Below are 15,497 nucleotides of genomic sequence, written 5' to 3'. Positions count from 1 at the left end.
TGCTATCGTATGACGAATGCGCTGCCCGGTTGCAAGCGTCGGCTGTCCCTTCCACGCTCCCCCCGCGTGCTGGATTGTTTCCCTCAGGGAGGAAGTCTTTTCGATTAGGGAACAATTGACGGGGTATGTCCGCTTTTCGATGATGCGGTCCCGATTTCAAACATCGTCGCCGCCGCCATCCGTCACGGTGCTGGCGCCCGAACATTGCTGGAGAGCCCGACACCATGGACAGGATCGAGATTGCTGGCCTCAAGGTTGCGCAGAACCTTTATCGGTTCGTCAATGAGGAGGCGCTTCCGGGCACCGGCGTCGATGCGGAACGTTTCTGGAGCGGTCTTGCCGGGCTCGTCGAGGAATTCGCACCGCGCAATCGCGAGCTTCTGGCGATCCGCGACGACATGCAAAGCCGGATCGACGCCTGGCACCGGGCAAATCCGGGGCCGGTCGATGCGCCGACCTACAAGGCCTTCCTGACCGAGATCGGCTATCTGGTGCCGGAAGGCGCGGATTTCTCGGTGACCACCGCCAATGTGGATCCGGAGATCGCCGAGCTTGCCGGGCCGCAGCTTGTGGTGCCGATCACCAACGCCCGCTATGCGCTCAATGCCGCCAATGCCCGTTGGGGATCACTCTATGACGCGCTCTATGGCACCGATGCCATGGGCAGTTTGCCGCAGGCCGGCGGTTACGATCCGGCGCGCGGGGCGGAGGTGATCGCCTTCGCCCGGACTCTCTTGAACGAGCGCGTGCCGCTGACCGGCGACTGGACCGCGGCGTCGGGCTTGCGTGTCGAGGAGGGCGCCTTGCGGGTGGAGAACGGCACGGGCGGGGCGATGACCCTGGCCGATCCGGCCCAGTTCGTCGGCTATCGCGGCGATGCGGCATCTCCCGAAGCGGTGCTTTTGCGCAAGAATGGCCTGCATATCGAGATTGTCATCGACCCGACGCACCCGATCGGCGGAGAGGATCCCGCCGGCATCGCCGATGTGGTGCTGGAAGCCGCCGTCTCGACCATCATGGACTGCGAGGATTCGGTCGCGGCGGTGGATGCGGACGACAAGGTCGTCGCCTATCGCAATTGGCTCGGCCTCAACAAGGGCGATCTGGTCGCCGCCTTCGACAAGGGCGGCAGGTCCGTCGTTCGCAAGATGGCCGGTGACCGCAGCTACACCGCGCCGGGGGGGGACACGGAATTTTCGCTTCACGGCCGGTCGCTGATGCTGGTGCGCAATGTCGGTCACCTGATGACCACCCCGGCGGTGCTGGACGCCTCGGGAGCGGAAATCCCCGAAGGCATCCTCGACGGGCTGGTGACGGCGACGATTGCGATGCATGACATCGGCACCGGCGGCGCGGATGGTGGCGGCTTGCGGATGAACTCCCGTGCCGGCTCCTTCTATGTGGTCAAGCCGAAGATGCACGGCCCGGACGAGGTGGCCTTCGCCGATCATCTGTTCGCCCGCATCGAGGAGGTGCTCGGCCTTGCCGCTGCCACCCTGAAGATGGGCATCATGGACGAGGAGCGGCGCACCACGATCAATCTCAAGGAGTGCATCCGTGCCGCTGCCGCCCGGGTCTGCTTCATCAACACCGGGTTCCTCGACCGCACCGGCGACGAGATGCACACGTCGATGGAAGCCGGGCCGATGATCCGCAAGGGCGACATGAAGGGGGCGGCCTGGATCCAGGCCTATGAGAACTGGAACGTGGATATCGGTCTGGAATGTGGGTTGCCGGGCCATGCGCAGATCGGCAAGGGCATGTGGGCCATGCCGGACCTGATGCATGCGATGCTGGAGCAGAAGATCGGCCACCCGATGGCCGGCGCCAACACCGCCTGGGTGCCGTCGCCCACCGCCGCCACGCTGCACGCGCTGCACTATCACCTGGTCGATGTCGCGGCGCGCCAGCAGGAACTGCGCGCGCGGGGACGGGCCAGCCTTGACGATATCCTGTCGATCCCGCTGGCCGCACGTCCCAACTGGACGGCGGACGAGATCCAGGCGGAACTGGACAACAACGCCCAAGGCATTCTCGGCTACGTGGTGCGCTGGGTGGACCAGGGCGTCGGCTGCTCCAAGGTTCCGGATATCAACGACATCGGCCTGATGGAGGATCGGGCGACCTTGCGCATTTCCTCCCAGCACATCGCCAACTGGCTGCGCCATGAGGTTTGCAGCGCCGATCAGGTGATGGAGACGATGAAGCGCATGGCCGCCGTGGTCGACGGCCAGAACGCGGGCGATCCGCTCTACCGGCCGATGGCGGCGGATTTCGATGGCTCGATTGCCTTCAAGGCGGCCTGCGATCTGGTGTTCAAGGGGCGCGAACAGCCCTCCGGCTACACCGAGCCGGTGTTGCACGCGCGCCGGCTGGAAGCCAAGGCGGCGGCCGGTCTTCGGTGACCGGCGCGGCCGTGCCCGATCCGGTCAGGTGATGGCGCGGCCGAAATGCCGGTCCGCCCGGCGCGTCCGGGTCCGGCCGTGCGGGGCGAGGAGGCGGCGCAGGCGCTCTTGTTCCGCATCGCTGTAGACGAAGCGCCAGCCGGATAGAATGCCATCCTTCCAGCGTTGCTCGGCCTGAAGCTCCAGCCCGTGTGAGACGATGGCGATGCGGGCGCTGACGGCGACGTCGGGCAACAGGTGCGAGGAGATGCAGCAGCCGGTGACGCTGATGTCGAGCATCCGCGCCGGGACGGGCCCCTTCATGGTGATGACCATCACCTGACAGGCGGCGCGGGCGCGCGGCGCCTGACGCCGCTCATGAGGCTGGGTTCCGGTTGCCGGTCCGAGTGGGACTGGCAGGCGCTGCGCGATACCATCTTTCATCTGCCAGCAGTCCTCCCGGGTGCTTGCCAATCGTTGATCGGCCCGTGTGTCGGGCAATCGTACCATGGATCGTTGACTCGAAACCGAGGCCGATCGAGGCGAGCATCGGTCACTACCGGGCCGGATGCGCGCTTGGTCATCACATATCAGGCGAAAACATACAACCTGTATGTTGTATTTAATGGGGCGTGGCCGCTACGCAGGGTTGGGTGTTGCGCGCTGGACACTTATGCTGCGGCGCAGCGCGGCAGGCTGATCCGGGCGTTGAGACCGCCCTCTCTCCGGTTTTCCAGCGTCAGCGTGCCGCCATGGGCATGGACGATGGAGCGGGCGATCGACAGGCCAAGACCGATGCCGCCGGTTTCCTCAGAGCGGGATTCCTCGATGCGCACAAACGGGTCGAACACGTCCTTGAGCCGATCCGGGGGAATGCCCGGCCCGCTGTCCCGCACCGACAGCACGAGGCTGTCCGGACGGCTTTCCAGACTGAGCTCCGCCGTGCCGCCGTAGCGGATCGCGTTGTCGATCAGGTTGCGCAGGGCCCGCTTCAGGCTGATCGGGCGAATGGTGGTGACGATGCGCGCCTCTGGCCGCTCGAAGGTAACCGGGCGGCCGGTGCTGCGGTAGTCGTCGGCGATGGCATCGACGAATTCGCCAAGGTCCGTCTTCGCCGCCGCTTCGCGCGAGGACTGGTCGCGCGCCAGCGCCAGGGTCGCCTCGACCATGTGCTGCATTTCGTCGAGGGTCTCGATCATCTTCTCGCGGTTTTCGTCGTCCTCGATGAACTCTGCACGAATGCGCAAGGAGGTGATCGGCGTGCGCAGGTCGTGACTGATGGCACCGAGCATGCGGGTGCGGTCGCGGACGAAGCGGGTCAGCCGGTCCTGCATCACGTTGAAGGCATGGATCGTGCCGCGCACCTCGGCGGGACCGGTCTCCGGCAGCGGATCCACATCCTCGCCGCGCCCGAGCCGGTCGGCGGCGGCGGCCAACTCGCGCAAGGGGCGGGTCAGGCGGCGGATGGTGACGGCGATGATCAGCACGATGGCGCCCGCCATCAGGCCGATGGAGACCAGCATCGGCAGATAGGTGTGGCGCGGCAGACGGAAACGGGTGGCCGCGTTCAGCCACTGGCCGTCCTTGAGGGGCACGCTCATCGCCAGCGCAATGATGCCGGTGCGCCGGCGCCGGTCTCGCGCCTCCATGTCACGCCGCTCGCGCCCCTCCGTGTCGCGACGCTGCGCCCATTTCTCCGTGGCGCGCGGATGGCGGATGGAGCTGGGCGGTTTGGCCATCACATCGATGCGGATGTCCCGGTCGTCTCCCAGTTCCTCGCGGAACATCTCCACCAGGCGGCGCTCCGCCGGCCGCGTTCCGCTGGCGGCGAGCGCCGGCTTGCTGTCCACCTGGAACCAGAGGAAGTGGCTGGAGACGGCCTTCAGGATCTCCGGATACTGCGACTGCGGCGCCTCTTCCAGCACCCGCACCAGCGACGCGCCCCGTGCCAGGAAGGTGCTGCGCGCCATCTCCACCAGCGCCACCCGTCGTTCGCCGGCGAAGATCCACAAGGTGAAGACCTGCGCCACCACAAGGGCAATGAGCAGCAGGGCGATCAGCTGGCCGGCGAGCGACCGGGGCCAGAGGGAAAGGCGCCAGTTCGTCATTCGGTCCCGTCCTCGACATCGGCGGTAAAGGTGTAGCCGCCCCCCCAGACGGTCTTGATCAGCTCCGGGGTCTTCGGGTCGGCCTCGATCTTGCGCCGCAATCGGCTGACCTGATTGTCGACGGATCGGTCGAAGACGCCCGGGCTGCGGCCGGACGTGAGGTCGAGCAACTGATCGCGCGACAGCACCATCTTCGGACGCTTGAGAAAGGCGACGAGGAGCTGGAACTCGCCGGTCGACAGCGGGATCGCCACCCCGTCGGCGCCGGTGAGGAGCCGCTTGGGCACATCGAGGCGCCAGCCGGCGAAGGCAAGGGTTTCTGCTTCCACCGGGTCCCGGTCCTTCGGCACCTGCATCGACCGGCGCAGCACCGCCCGGATGCGGGCCAGCAGCTCTCGCGGATTGAATGGTTTGGTGACATAATCGTCTGCGCCGATCTCAAGCCCGACGATCCGGTCCGTATCCTCGGCCATGGCCGTCAGGAGGATCACCGGAATGGTGTCGCTTTCGACCAGATGCCGGCACAGCGACAGCCCGTCCTCGCCCGGCATCATGATGTCGAGCACGATCAGGTCGACGGCAGCCGCCTTGAGGAACTTGCGGGCCTGCAGTGCGCTATCGGCGGCCGAGGCGCGAAAGCCGTTCTTGCGCAGATACCGCGCCAGCGTCTCGCGAATGTCGCGGTGATCGTCGACGACGAGGATATGGGGGCTGTGGTCGGTCATGCTCGGTCCGGCTGGGTCTGCGCCTGTTTCGTTGCTCTATAGGTAGTCGGTCGCGCCGCCGGCGGGGAAGGGCAATTGTAATCAACTGTATCAGGCCGGCAGGGCAAGACAGATTGCGACACATGCGTGGTCTTCCCGGCATAGTTCTGCGACAAACGCTCCCTATCTCAGGGGCATCGCATCGAAACCCGAAAGGATGTCTCGCGATGAGTAATTTCAGGAAATTCGCCGTTGCCGCCGTTGCTGCCACGCTCGTCGGCAGCCTCGCTGTCCCCGCACTCGCCGATCGTGGCGGTTGCCGTGGGGGCGAGGGCGGCTGGCACCATGGCATGGGCAAGGGCATGGGATCCGGGCACCACGGCATGGGCATGGGGCGCGGACACCAGGGCATGGCACAGTGGTTCGTGGTGCGGTTCGACACGGACAAGGACGGCCGCGTCACCCAGGCGGAAATCGACGCCACGCTGGTGGACATGTTCGCCAAGGCCGACGCGGATTCCAGCGGCGGCGTGTCGCTGGAGGAGTTCAAGAAGGCCTATGCGGCCGAATTCGCCAATCGCAAGGTGCGCAGCTTCCAGCGTCATGACGTGGATGGCGACGGCAAGCTCACCAAGGCCGAATTCGACCGGCGCATGAACCGGATGATGGACAGGATGGAAAAACGCGGCGGCGGCAAGGGCGCCGGCCGGGGTCCGGACGGCATGGGTCGCATGGGCCAGATGCAGGACTTCGATGCCGATGGCGATGGCAACGTGACCCGGGAAGAGGTCGAGGCAGCCCGTGCCAAGCTGTTCGCCGATGCGGACAAGGATGGCGATGGCGCGCTGACCCTTGAAGAGTACGAGGCGGTCTGGGTGGCGCGGTCCGACCGGCGCATGGTGCGCATGTTCCAGCGTCTCGACCGGGACGGCAACCTGTCGGTGACCCGGGAAGAGGCCACCGAGCCGATGGCAAGCATCGTCAAGCGGATGGACCGCAACGGCGACGACGCGCTGTCGATCGAGGATCGCGGCCGGTATGGAAAGGGCATGCGCGGTCATCACGGCAAGCGCGGTGAAGGTATGCGCGGCAAACGCGGCGGCGGCGATTGCGGCAACGGCGGACAGGGCCAGGGCATGAACCGCGGCGGCAACAACTGAGGCCCTTGCGCGCCGTCTGACCGGCGGCTGTGAGGCAAGGTGACGGACAAGGCGCGGAACGTGAGGTTTCGCGCCTTTCCCCATGGTAAGAAAAGCATGGCCCCATGGTCAAAAAAACACGGTGCGTCGCGTGATTTCCGCTTGAATGTGACGCCCCCTTGCCGCATATACCGGCTTGCCCAAATTCGCACGTGCCCGTGGTCGTTCAATCGGTCAACCGATGGCAGCCGCTCAAGGGCCCGGACCCATCCGGAGAGAGCGGCAAAACGAACGGCTTAAAGCAACGACGTAAGAGGGCTTTTTTGGTCTCTGCCGGGGTTCCAAGTCCCGGGGTCACTGAAGAGGCACTTATTACATCATTGCCGGCCGTGCGGTGCGGGGACCCCGTTCCAATCCAAGGCAGCTCAATCGCGGGACGGCCACTGACACGAGGTTGTCAGGCGCCCGACCGATCGTGTTTGCAGGAAATGTCTTGCCCGTCTCCATCGCGGTCGAGGCCCTTCGTGCATGCGCGCCCTGCGACTTGAACCGAACGGGTGAATGCCATGAGCGAGCGCATCCTCGACTTCCTCCGCCAGCGACGATCCGACGGCCCCTGTGTTGTCGTCGATCTCGATATCGTGCGCGACAACTACCTGACCTTCAGCCATGCCCTGCCGGACACCCGCGTGTTCTACGCGGTCAAGGCCAATCCGGCACCGGAGATCATCCAGCTTCTGGCGGATCTCGGCTCCTGCTTCGACTGCGCCTCGCTCGCCGAGATCGCGATGGTGCTGGCCACCGGCGCCGGGCCGGAGCGTATCTCCTTCGGCAACACCATCAAGAAGGAGCGCGACATCGCCCGCGCCCACGCACTCGGCGTCAGCCTCTTCGCGGTCGATTGCGAGGCGGAGGTCGACAAGATCATCCGCGCCGCACCGGGTGCCCGGGTGTTCTGCCGCATTCTGTGCGACGGTGTCGGGGCCGACTGGCCGCTGTCGCGCAAGTTCGGCTGCGCGCCGGAAATGGCGCCGCGCGTGCTGGAACACGCCCATCGCGGCGGTCTGGTCGCCCATGGTGTGTCGTTTCATGTCGGCTCGCAGCAGGCCAATGTCGAGGCCTGGGACGGGGCGCTGTCCACTGCCGCGTGGATCTTCCGCGAAATGGCGGAGCGTGGCATCCACCTGGCCATGGTCAATCTCGGCGGCGGTTTTCCCGCCCGCTACCTGAAGGACATGCCCGGCGTGCCGCACTACGGCGAGGCCATCCTCCGCGCGCTTGGCACTCATTTCGGCAACCAGATCCCCGAAACCATCATCGAGCCGGGGCGGGGCATGGTCGGCGATGCCGGGATGATCGAAGCGGAAGTGGTGCTGATCTCGCGCAAGTCCGACCATGAGGACGAGCTGCGCTGGGTCTATCTTGACATCGGCAAGTTCAACGGGCTGGCCGAAACCATGGACGAGGCGATCCGCTATCCGATCCGCACGGACAAGGATCACGATCACCGGGCGCCATGCATCCTGGCCGGGCCGACCTGCGACAGCGTCGATGTCCTTTATGAAAAGACCCCCTATGAGCTGCCGGTTTCCCTGTCGATTGGCGACAAGGTGCTGATTGGGGCCTGCGGAGCCTACACCACCACCTATTCCTCGGTGGCGTTCAATGGCTTCGAGCCGCTCCGCTCCTATGTCATCTGATCGCGGCCGCCGGTAACACCGGCGGTCCCGACCGCTCATTCTTCAGAAAAAAGGGGATCCCCCGCATGACGACCGATCGCACAGAGGTGGACGCGGCGGCCGCACCGGAAGGCGTGGAAGTGGCGCCGGCACCGGCCTCGTCCGGCAAGGCGCATCCGGTTCATGGCACCATTTCCGGCCCGATCGTGATGATCGGCTTCGGCTCCATCGGCAAGGGCACGTTGCCGCTGATCGAGCGCCACTTCCGCTTCGATCCGGCGCGGGTCACGGTGATCGACCCGGTCGATGACGCCCGTGCGCTGGTCGAGGAGCGGGGCTATGCCTTCCGCAAGGTGGCGATCACGCCGGACAACTACCGCGAGGTGCTGGCGCCGCTCTTGACCGAGGGCGCCGGGCAGGGGTTCTGCGTCAACCTGTCGGTCGACACCTCTTCGCTCGATCTGATGAAGCTGTGCCGCGAACTGGGGGTGCTGTACATCGATACGGTCGTTGAGCCCTGGCTCGGCTTTTATTTCGATGACAGCGCCGGGCCGGAAGCGCGGACCAACTACGCGCTGCGCGAGACCGTGCGCCGCGAGAAGAAGAAGAACCCGGGCGGCACCACCGCCGTTTCCTGCTGCGGCGCCAATCCGGGCATGGTGTCCTGGTTCGTCAAGCAGGCGCTGGTCGACATCGCCCGCGACACTGGCACCGCCTTTGAGGAGCCGACCACGCGCAAGGGCTGGGCCAAGCTGATGCGCAAGGTCGGGGTCAAGGGCATCCACATTGCCGAACGCGACACCCAGCGTGCCCGCGCGCCCAAGCCGATGAACGTGTTCTGGAACACCTGGTCGGTGGAAGGTTTCGTCTCCGAAGGCTTCCAGCCCTCCGAGCTTGGCTGGGGCACCCACGAAAAATGGGCGCCGAAGAACGCGCGCAAGCACAAGAAGGGCTGCAAGGCGGCGATCTATCTGCTGCAGCCGGGGGCGAACACCCGGGTGCGGAGCTGGTGCCCCACGCCCGGCGCCCAGTACGGCTTCCTCGTCACCCACAATGAATCGATCTCCATCGCCGATTACTTCACGGTGAAGAAGGACAAGAAGGCGGTCTATCGGCCGACCTGCCATTACGCCTATCACCCGGCCAATGACGCCGTGCTGTCGCTGCATGAGCTGTTCGGCGCGGCCGGAAAGGTGCAGCCGGAATTCCACGTGCTGGAAGAGGACGAGATCGTCGACGGCGTCGATGAACTCGGCGTCCTGCTCTATGGGCACGCCCGCAATGCTTATTGGTATGGCTCGCAGCTTTCGATCGAGGAAACCCGGGAGCTCGCGCCCTACCAGAACGCGACGGGCCTGCAGGTCTCCTCGGCGGTGATCGCCGGCATGGTCTGGGCGCTGGAAAACCCTGAGGCGGGTATCGTCGAGACTGACGAGATGGATTATCGCCGCTGTCTGGAGATCCAGAGGCCCTATCTGGGGCCGGTGAAGGGCTACTACACCGACTGGACCCCGCTTGCCGACCGGCCGGGCCTCTTTCCCGAGGATATCGACGAAAGCGACCCCTGGCAGTTCCGCAACATGCTGGTGCGCTGACGTCCGGCGGAATCACGGCAAAGCCGAATACCGGTAGGGGGCGTGTCCCAGAGGGGGCGGACAACCTTCGGTATTTCGGGTAAGATGTCGCCCGCGCCATTCGGCAAGGCTCTTCATTGGCGGAATCCCGCCAATGAAGAGCAGGCGACGCTGAAAAACCTGCCCCGTTTCGTGCTTCCATGCTCGACGGCGCGGTGCTGAATGGCTACATACGCGGCGTCCGCCGCGCGGGTCCTCCGCGTGGCAGGTGAGGGATACATGCCAGCATGAAGCCGACCAATCCGGTGTTCACCGGCCTGCAAACCACCATTTTCGAAACCATGTCCCGGATGGCGAATGCCAACGGCGCGATCAATCTTGGTCAGGGGTTTCCGGATGTGGACGGCCCGGAGGACGTGCGCCGTATCGCCGCCTCCGCACTGATCGACGGGCCGAACCAGTATCCGCCGATGCTCGGCCTGCCGGAGCTGCGTCAGGCGGTGGCGGCGACCAACAAGCGGTTCTACGACCTTGATGTCGATTGGCAGAGCGAGGTGCTGGTCACCTCGGGAGCCACCGAGGCGCTGGCCGACAGCCTGATTGCCCTGCTGGAGCCGGGCGATGAGGTAATCCTGATCGAGCCGCTTTACGACTGCTACCTGCCGCTGGTGAAGCGGGCCGGCGGCATTCCGGTGCGCCTGCGGGTGACCCCGCCGCACTGGCGTCTCGACCTTGAGGCGCTGGCCGGTGCCTTTACCGAAAACACCAAGGCGATCCTCATCAACAACCCGATGAACCCGGCGGCGAAGGTGTTCAGCGAGGATGAGCTATCGGAGATCGCCAGGCTGTGCATCGAGTATGGCGTCTATGCGATCTGCGACGAGGTCTATGAGCACCTCTTGTTCGACGGCCGCGCGCACATGCCGCTGATGGCCTTTCCGGGCATGCGCGAGCGCTGCGTGCGGATCGGGTCCGCCGGCAAGACCTTTTCGCTGACCGGCTGGAAGGTCGGCTACATCACCGCCGCGCCGAACCTTCTGGACCCGATCGCCAAGGCGCATCAGTTCGTGACCTTCACCACCCCGCCCAATCTGCAAAAGGCAGTGGCCTACGGGCTGGCGAAGGAGGACGATTACTTCTTTGAGCTGCGCGACGACCTGCAGGAAAAGCGTGACCGGATCTCGCGCGGGCTTGCCGCGCTGGGCTTTGGCGTGCTGCCCTGTGCCGGCACCTATTTCGTGACCTGCGATGTCTCGCCGCTCGGACTGGAGGGCGATGACGTCGCCATCTGCCAGCAACTGGTGGAAGAGGCGGGGGTGGCGGTCGTGCCGGTCTCGGCCTTCTATGTGTCCGATGCGCCGTCCAACTTTGTCCGGTTCTGCTTCTGCAAGCGCGACAGCGTGATTGACGGGGCACTGGAGCGGCTCGGCGATTGGGTGGCAAGCCGCCGCACCGCTGCGGGCGCTGACCGGGAACGCCAGGTCGCGGCGGCTGGAGACATCTGATGGACAATCCGGTGCTGGTGGAGGTGCTGCGCGGCGAAACCATCGAAAGCCGGCACCGGGGCGCCCTTGCGGTGGTCGACGCCGATGGCGCGCTGGTCGCCAGCATCGGCGGTGTCGCGACACCGGTATTCCCACGCTCCGCCGTCAAGGCGCTGCAGGCGCTGCCGCTGGTGGAATCGGGCGCGGCCGACGCGCTCGACCTGTCGCCGGCGGAGCTGGCGCTCGCCTGCGCCTCGCACAATGGCGAGCAGGTGCATGTCAACGCGGCGCGGGTGATGCTGATGAAAGCGGGGCTCGATGAGAGCGCGCTGGAATGCGGCAGCCACTGGCCGAAGCGCATGCAGGATGTCGCCCACCTGCACCAGCGTGATGAAAGCCCCTGTCCGCTGCACAACAACTGCTCAGGCAAGCATGCGGGCTTCCTCGGCCTTGCCCGTACCCTTGGCGTTCCGACGCAAGGCTATGTGGAGCCGGAGCATCCGGTACAGCAGGAAGTGCGGGCCGTGCTGGAGGAAATCAGCGGCGTCTCGCTCACCCAGGCCGCCCGCGGTACGGATGGCTGTTCGATCCCCACCTACGCCATGCCGCTCGATGCGCTGGCGCTGGCCTTCGCCCGCTTTGGCACGGGCGCCGGACTGCCGCCTTTGCGCGCGGAAGCGGCGGAGCGGCTTTATGACGCCTGCGTCGAGACGCCCTTCATGGTCGCCGGCACGGAGAGGTTCTGCACCGGCGTCATGGAGCTGTTCGGCGGCCGTGTCTTCGTCAAGACCGGCGCTGAGGGGGTTTTCACCGCCGCGCTGCCGGAGCTTGGCTTCGGCGTGGCGCTGAAATGCGAGGATGGCGGCACCCGCGCCTCGCAGGTGATGATGGCCGCCGTGCTGGAGGCGCTTCTGGATCTCGACGAGGACGAGCGAAAGGGGCTGGAGCCCTGGCTGCACCCGCGTCTCGACAACTGGAACGGGCGCGCCGTCGGCGCGGTGCGGCCAGTGGCAGAGGCGTTCGCGCCGCTGCGTGCGCTCGCCTGACCTGTCCCGCCTGAGACCTCCCGCCAAGGCATCCGGCCTGATCCCGGATCAGCCCGCCACGTTGCCCTGGATCGTCAGATGCGGGAACGCCTCCGCGCCCACCTGCGTCAGATCCTTGGTCACCGCCTCTTTCCAGCGGTGGCCGATGATCGCGCCCCGGCTTGCGTCCTGAATGATGTTGTTGGCGATCAAGGCCGGTCCGGCACCGTCCACCACGGTGACGCCGATCCCGGTCGGGCAGGCGCGGATCACATTTGACGTCGCCGTGACATTGCGCAGGTAGGGCCCCCAGCCCATGTGAATGCCGAAGCGCGGCGCCTCCTCGATCACATTGCCGGTGAGTGCGGTATCGGCCTCCACGGCGATACCGATGCCGAAGCCCTGCACCTCGGCCGGGTAGGGGCCATCCACGGTCAGGTTGCGCACCACATTGCCGGAGCAGGTGGCCAGCCGGCCGCCATCGAGGAAATTGGCGATGGAAATGCCGATGGTCCCGCCATCGACCAGATTGTCGGCGATCACCGCGCCCTGGAAGGCGAATTCGGAGTAGATCGCGGTTTCGCCGGAGCGCAGGCAGGAATTCCCGTTGATGACGATGTTCGATCCGGCATTGGACCGGATCGCGGAAAAGGCGCAATCGGTCACCCGGTTGCCGCTGACGATCACGCCATGGGCGCGAAAGACGTTGATGCCATTGCCGTTCTGGCCGGTGCCGCCATCCTTCGCGGCGATCCGCTCCACCCGGTTTCCGGAGACCAGGGTGCCGTCCTCGCCCTCGCTCCAGCGGTAGACGAGGATGCCCGCATTGGCGCAGTCGTGTACGTGGCAGTCGGTGATCGAAAGGCCGGTTGCCTCCACCGAGCGGATGCCCGCCTGCCGGGCGCCGGACACCGTGCAGGCGATGATGCGCCCGGAGCACCGGTCCAGCGCCAACCCGGTCTTGGCGCTGCCGGAAATGGTGCAGCTTTCGAGGGACAGATCAGCCGCGTCGGAGAAATGCAACAGCGCCGGCGTGTAGTCGCCAAGGTGCTTGTTGCCGCCATCAAAGTGAATGCCTTTGAGGCCGATGGCCGCACCCTTTTCGCTGTAGACGAGGTGGCCGCCGCCCAGATAGTCGAACCAGGTCTGGCCGGGGATGCCGACAAGGCGGGCGCCGCCGGGCAGGCGAAGGTTGGCCACGGGATAATGCCCGCTAGGCAGGAACAGCGCGCGGCCGCGTTCCACCGAGGCGTTGATCGCCTGTTGCAGCAAGGCGCTCTGGTCGTCGCCGGCATTGGGGCGCACGCCAAATTCGCTGGCCTCGATCGTGCCGCGCAGCCCGGCAATTCGGGTGGCCGCCCGAGCCGTCGCCGGCACTGCGGCAAGGGCGAAGCCTCCGCCGAGCAGCAGGCTGCGGCGCGACAGGCCGCGCAGATGCTCGGTTTGCGTGTCTTCAGGCGCGCGAAGGCGGGCCTGCCTGTCTCGTATCATGCCATCTGCCTCTTGTTCCCGCCGTGGGGCGCAAGAGGCGTGCCGGACCCGCTGTGCCGATCCGGGACAGATCCGGAAGATGGATCAGGGAGCGGTCCAGATGATGCGTTGGATCATCGCTTTATCCAGCTGGTCGCTCGGCGGCAGCCGGTCGAACGGGCCTGCGTATTGCGAGATCGCATAGACCAGGGTGACCCGGTCCGCTCCCCTCGACTTGCAGATGGCCATGCCACGCCACAGGTTGCGGCCGACCCGGCAGTCGCCGCGACGGCTGCCGACCTCGGCGAAGGTCATGCCGATGCGCTCGCCGTTCGGCCCCTGCAGGTGATGGGTCACGCCATGCACTTCGCGAATTTTACCATCCGCCCCCTTGAACACCTGCAGCACCTGGAAACCGTCGGAATTGAACGCGCCGATGGCCCATTCCGTCTTGTTCTCCGTCGCAGATTGCAGACCCTCGGTGGTGAAGCCCGGAAGTGCTGCCTGGATGGCCTTGGCGGAATAGGCGGTCTGCCCGTTCAGATTGCCCACGCCGGCCTCGGAAATCTGCACCAGCGTGACATCGGAGGTGCGAGCGACGATGACCGGGCCGGTGTCCTCGAAGGTGGGGGAGCAGGTGGCGACGAATGCCGCAAGGATGCAACAGATAAGGGGAAGTGCGGAGCGCATGATATCTTTCAAGGGGTTACGCTGGGTTGCCGGTGCGAATCGACCGATCCCCGCGCGGGAGTGCAATGCGAGAGGGTCTTTTGTGCATCCGGGTGAGGCGGCAAGGCAAGGGCCATGGCGACGCTGCCCCGGAGAAGGGGCGTGGAAAACCGGTTTGAATCGAAGGTGTAATCGCAATCATTGGTTGATTGAAATGGTATTAGACACTAATATGGTGCGATGAGGTGTTTGAGAATCGTTACGGAAGATTGCACTCCTCGTTCGGGCTGAATTGCGAAGAATCTGGATCGTCCACGAGTTAACGTGTATCTTGCTGTGTATAGTTTTGACGAGGGCAGAGTGGCCATTTGCTCCGCTGAGAAGGTGGCGGTGTGGCTCTGTCAGCAGGTTCCGGTTGGCTGTCCGGATTAGAGAAAGCCAGAGGATTGCGGGGAATCATCAGGGCGAGTTTCTCCGCGCTCGATATACTCCGACGACGTTGTTCACTGAAAGGCAGGACCATGGCCGACCCGACAGAGATTCAGTCCAAGGCTGCGGCGATTGCGGAGGCTCAGACCGGCAAGCACGTTCTGGATGTCATCGAGGCGCAGCTGCGCCGGATGGGGGCCTCTCACATCCTGGTAACCGGGCTGCCGATGCCCAATCGCCCGATTGAAGGGCTGGTGCATCGCCTCAGGTGGGCGGATGAGCGGCTCGGCGGGATCGAGCGCTCGGGGATCGACGCGGAGGACAGCGCGCTGATGCTGGGGCTGATGCGGTCTCGGGCGTTCATCTGGGACGTGACGGCCGGCGACACCACCCATTCTGAGCTGTTTGCTTCGATCGGCGCCGACACCCAGGTCGTCGTCGTGCCGATCACCGAGGCGCATCCGTTCCAGGCGCTGGTGCTGGGCGGCGGCGAGCGGATCAATGGCGGCAAGCTCGAATTGTCGAATCTGGAGCTGATCTGCAATGCCGCGTTCCGGCGGCTGATCGAGCTTGGGGTGATCTCGACGCAGCGGCCGGGTGATCTGTCCGCGCGCGAGCGGCGGGTGCTGGAACTGACGGCGCTGGGCAAGACCGCGAATGACATCGCCAGCCTTCTGGAGATCTCCCAGCGGACGGTGCATGCACATCTGCAAAACGCCAGCGCCAAGCTCAATGCGTCGAACAAGACCCATACGGTGGTCGAGGCCCTGCGCTACGGCCAGATCCGCCTCTGAGCTCAGCAGCGCCTGCAGACGGCACCGGGCATGAGCGG

Annotated in this window: 12 protein-coding genes; 7 read left to right on the top strand and 5 right to left on the bottom strand. The window is 65.5% G+C overall.

The features are described from left to right. The first annotated feature begins 224 nt into the window (after nt 1–224). Entirely contained in the window at nt 225–2,405 is a 2,181-nt protein-coding gene (locus LC062_RS08720) for a malate synthase G (protein ID WP_224910649.1), read from the top strand. Between the two features lie 24 nt (nt 2,406–2,429). Here the strand turns inward: LC062_RS08720 and LC062_RS08715 are convergent, their stop codons facing one another. The 3 genes from LC062_RS08715 to LC062_RS08705 all read right to left on the bottom strand — a co-directional run bounded on the left by LC062_RS08715 (nt 2,430) and on the right by LC062_RS08705 (nt 5,217). Then, nucleotides 2,430–2,828, bottom strand: coding sequence for a PilZ domain-containing protein (locus LC062_RS08715; protein WP_224910648.1), 399 nt, complete (start codon nt 2,826–2,828; stop codon nt 2,430–2,432). A 227-nt stretch (nt 2,829–3,055) separates the two neighbouring features. Further along, nucleotides 3,056–4,492: an ATP-binding protein gene (locus LC062_RS08710; RefSeq protein ID WP_224910647.1), complete on the bottom strand. Its 1,437-nt coding sequence runs from the start codon at nt 4,490–4,492 to the stop codon at nt 3,056–3,058. After that, on the bottom strand, nt 4,489–5,217 hold the full coding sequence (locus LC062_RS08705) for a response regulator (protein ID WP_224910646.1): 729 nt from the start codon (nt 5,215–5,217) through the stop codon (nt 4,489–4,491). Before LC062_RS08705 ends, LC062_RS08710 begins: the two co-directional genes overlap by 4 nt. Before the next feature lie 206 nt (nt 5,218–5,423). On the opposite strand from LC062_RS08705, the gene LC062_RS08700 reads away from it, so the two are divergent. From LC062_RS08700 to LC062_RS08680, 5 genes are all read left to right on the top strand, one after another. Further along, entirely contained in the window at nt 5,424–6,356 is a 933-nt protein-coding gene (locus tag LC062_RS08700) for an EF-hand domain-containing protein (protein ID WP_224910645.1), read from the top strand. A 545-nt stretch (nt 6,357–6,901) separates the two neighbouring features. Beyond that, a complete protein-coding gene (locus LC062_RS08695) occupies nt 6,902–8,035 on the top strand; it encodes a type III PLP-dependent enzyme (RefSeq protein WP_263625551.1) in 1,134 nt (377 codons plus the stop codon). Between the two features lie 188 nt (nt 8,036–8,223). Then, nucleotides 8,224–9,609 carry a homospermidine synthase gene (locus LC062_RS08690; protein WP_224910828.1) on the top strand — a complete coding sequence of 462 codons (1,386 nt, stop codon included), beginning with the start codon at nt 8,224–8,226 and terminating at the stop codon, nt 9,607–9,609. Between the two features lie 266 nt (nt 9,610–9,875). Further along, complete coding sequence (locus LC062_RS08685) at nt 9,876–11,093, top strand: aminotransferase (RefSeq protein ID WP_224910643.1); 1,218 nt, start codon at nt 9,876–9,878, stop codon at nt 11,091–11,093. Continuing rightward, nucleotides 11,093–12,118 carry an asparaginase gene (locus tag LC062_RS08680; protein WP_224910642.1) on the top strand — a complete coding sequence of 342 codons (1,026 nt, stop codon included), beginning with the start codon at nt 11,093–11,095 and terminating at the stop codon, nt 12,116–12,118. The genes LC062_RS08685 and LC062_RS08680 overlap by 1 nt, the downstream gene beginning before the upstream one ends. Nucleotides 12,119–12,166: 48 nt before the next feature. On the opposite strand, the gene LC062_RS08675 is transcribed toward LC062_RS08680, so the two are convergent. Both LC062_RS08675 and LC062_RS08670 read right to left on the bottom strand, forming a co-directional pair. Beyond that, entirely contained in the window at nt 12,167–13,588 is a 1,422-nt protein-coding gene (locus LC062_RS08675) for a TIGR03808 family TAT-translocated repetitive protein (RefSeq protein ID WP_224910641.1), read from the bottom strand. An 84-nt stretch (nt 13,589–13,672) separates the two neighbouring features. Beyond that, nucleotides 13,673–14,323, bottom strand: a complete 651-nt coding sequence (locus LC062_RS08670) for a DUF1131 family protein (RefSeq protein WP_224910640.1) — start codon at nt 14,321–14,323, stop codon at nt 13,673–13,675. A gap of 434 nt (nt 14,324–14,757) precedes the next feature. Here LC062_RS08670 and LC062_RS08665 point away from each other — a divergent pair, with 434 nt between their 5' ends. Beyond that, a complete protein-coding gene (locus LC062_RS08665) occupies nt 14,758–15,459 on the top strand; it encodes a helix-turn-helix transcriptional regulator (protein ID WP_224910639.1) in 702 nt (233 codons plus the stop codon). The last annotated feature ends 38 nt before the right edge of the window (nt 15,460–15,497 follow it).

The organism is Stappia indica (assembly GCF_020177335.1).
GTDB classification, from domain to species: domain Bacteria; phylum Pseudomonadota; class Alphaproteobacteria; order Rhizobiales; family Stappiaceae; genus Stappia; species Stappia indica_B.
The sequence above is the reverse complement of the archived record's forward strand: the minus strand, read 5'-3'. Positions and strand labels throughout refer to the sequence as shown.

What these genes read in the sequence shown, in the direction of transcription:
- LC062_RS08700 (WP_224910645.1), top strand. Translation starts at nt 5,424, where the DNA reads ATGAGTAATTTCAGGAAATTCGCCGTTGCCGCCGTTGCTGCCACGCTC.
- LC062_RS08720 (WP_224910649.1), top strand. Translation starts at nt 225, where the DNA reads ATGGACAGGATCGAGATTGCTGGCCTCAAGGTTGCGCAGAACCTTTAT.
- LC062_RS08685 (WP_224910643.1), top strand. Translation starts at nt 9,876, where the DNA reads ATGAAGCCGACCAATCCGGTGTTCACCGGCCTGCAAACCACCATTTTC.
- LC062_RS08715 (WP_224910648.1), bottom strand. Translation starts at nt 2,828, where the DNA reads ATGAAAGATGGTATCGCGCAGCGCCTGCCAGTCCCACTCGGACCGGCA.
- LC062_RS08710 (WP_224910647.1), bottom strand. Translation starts at nt 4,492, where the DNA reads ATGACGAACTGGCGCCTTTCCCTCTGGCCCCGGTCGCTCGCCGGCCAG.
- LC062_RS08695 (WP_263625551.1), top strand. Translation starts at nt 6,902, where the DNA reads ATGAGCGAGCGCATCCTCGACTTCCTCCGCCAGCGACGATCCGACGGC.
- LC062_RS08705 (WP_224910646.1), bottom strand. Translation starts at nt 5,217, where the DNA reads ATGACCGACCACAGCCCCCATATCCTCGTCGTCGACGATCACCGCGAC.
- LC062_RS08690 (WP_224910828.1), top strand. Translation starts at nt 8,224, where the DNA reads ATGATCGGCTTCGGCTCCATCGGCAAGGGCACGTTGCCGCTGATCGAG.
- LC062_RS08680 (WP_224910642.1), top strand. Translation starts at nt 11,093, where the DNA reads ATGGACAATCCGGTGCTGGTGGAGGTGCTGCGCGGCGAAACCATCGAA.
- LC062_RS08675 (WP_224910641.1), bottom strand. Translation starts at nt 13,588, where the DNA reads ATGATACGAGACAGGCAGGCCCGCCTTCGCGCGCCTGAAGACACGCAA.
- LC062_RS08665 (WP_224910639.1), top strand. Translation starts at nt 14,758, where the DNA reads ATGGCCGACCCGACAGAGATTCAGTCCAAGGCTGCGGCGATTGCGGAG.